This is a genomic window from Halomonas sp. A11-A, assembly GCF_003182195.1.
Lineage (GTDB): Bacteria > Pseudomonadota > Gammaproteobacteria > Pseudomonadales > Halomonadaceae > Halomonas > Halomonas alkalicola.
On record NZ_QGTM01000056.1, the window covers coordinates 1 to 1,902 of the forward strand.

1 protein-coding gene is annotated in these 1,902 nt (G+C 60.7%); it reads left to right on the top strand.

Annotated elements, in window-relative coordinates:
* Positions 1-157 precede the first annotated feature (157 nt).
* Complete coding sequence (locus DER72_RS15945; protein ID WP_110070904.1) at positions 158-1,837, top strand: IS1634 family transposase; 1,680 nt, start codon at positions 158-160, stop codon at positions 1,835-1,837.
* The last annotated feature ends 65 nt before the right edge of the window (positions 1,838-1,902 follow it).

Here is a 1,902-nt window from a genome sequence, read left to right on the forward strand (position 1 = left end):
CCCCGAGTTCGACACTTCCAGTCCGATTTTGGCCTGAAATCGGCACTCATGGCATGAGAATTCAGTGACTTAGCCATTTCTGGCCGAATTCTTTGTAGTGACACGTTTTTCTTTTGGTGTCTTGCCATCCGTGGTTTTTCCGGTCTATCGTGGTGACATGTTCGTCAAAGTCACCAAATCCGGTCCGCGCCGCTACGTGAAGCTCGTTGAGTCTTATCGCGACGAGGCCGGCAAGCCGCGCCAACGCGTGATCGCGACGCTGGGACGCCTGGAAGCCGTCACCGCCGGGGAGTCCAGCGCGCTGATCAATGGCCTGCTGCGCGTCACCGGCCAGCCGACGCTCGAGGAAGGCACCGGCGAGACCGACTTCGCGCCGGCGCGCTCCGTGGGTGATACCTGGCTGCTAACGTCACTCTGGAAAGAACTCGGCCTGGATGACGCCTTCCGGCGTGTCTTGCGTAGCAAGCGCCAGTTCGATGCCGAGCGGCTGCTGCGGGTCATGGTGTTCAATCGGCTATGTGATCCGGAATCCAAGCTCGGGGTGCTGCGCTGGCTGGAAGATGTACTGGTGCCCGACGTCGACACGACCTCAATCAGTCACCAGCATCTGCTGCGCACCATGGATACCCTGTCGGACTGCAGCGAAGCCCTCAATGACGTTCTGGCACAGCAGCTCAAGCCACTGATCGACCAGGAACTCTCGATCGTCTTCTACGACCTCACCACGATTCGGGCAGAAGGCAGTACCTCACTCGACGGTGATGTCCGTCACTACGGTCCCTCGAAGGAGGGCGGCATCGCCCGCCAGTTCATGCTCGGTGTCGTGCAGACGGCGGAAGGCTTACCCATTCACCACGAAGTCTTCGATGGCAATGTCGCGGAAACCCGCACGTTGCTGCCGACCATCGAAACGGTGGTCAAGCGCTTCAACGTGCGGCGAGTCGTGCTGGTCGCCGACCGTGGCCTGCTCTCTCTGGACAATCTGGCCGCCCTGTCCGCCGTGCGTATCGAGGATCGCCCTTTGGAATTTATCCTGGCGGTGCCGGGACGCCGTTATGGCGAGTTCGATGCGCTGCTGAAGGCGTTTCACCAGACGCATTGCCAGGACGCCGATCGCGAAGCCTACGGCGAGATGGCATGGCAGGACCATCGGCTGATCGTGGCGCACCGGCCGGAGGTCGCCAAGGCGCAGACGGCGGCACGCGATCAGAAGATCGAGGCGTTGCAGGCCGATGCGCGCCAGTGGTTCGAGAAGCTGGACAACCAGGATGCCGGGCGTCGCTATCGTGGCAGAAAGCTCTCGGATGCCGGCGTCACCGCCAGGTTCTACAAGGCCGTCACCGACGCTCACCTCGGGCATATCCTGAAAGTCGATCTGACCGCCGAGACGTTCAACTATGTCCTGGATCAGCGGGCGCTCGATCGCGCGAGGATGATGGATGGCAAGCTGCTGCTGGTCACCAACATGGCCGACCACGAGCCAAAGGAGATCGTAGAGCGCTACCGGGCGCTGGCAGATATCGAGCGCGGCTTCCGGGTGCTGAAGAGCGACATCGAGATCGCGCCGGTCTACCACCGGCTGCCGGATCGTATCCGCGCCCATGCGCTGATCTGCTTCCTCGCGCTGGTGCTTTACCGGGTGCTACGAATGCGGTTGAAGGCCAGCAATCACCCACTGTCGCCGACCCGAGCACTGGAGATTGCCCGCAAGATCCAGTTCCACCAGGTTCTACTTCACCGTCGTGAGACGGCGAGCGGCCTAACCAAATTGAAGCCTGAACAACGCGATCTCTTCGAAGCCATTGGCCTACCGGCACCGACTGCATCTCGCTTGTAGTGCCAATTTTGAAAACACGTTTTCAGGTTAATCAGTGGCTTACGCTTCTATCTGTCGAACTCGGG

Bases quoted from the DNA above. Each gene is read 5' to 3' on its own strand.
- DER72_RS15945 (WP_110070904.1), top strand. From the start codon at position 158: ATGTTCGTCAAAGTCACCAAATCCGGTCCGCGCCGCTACGTGAAGCTC.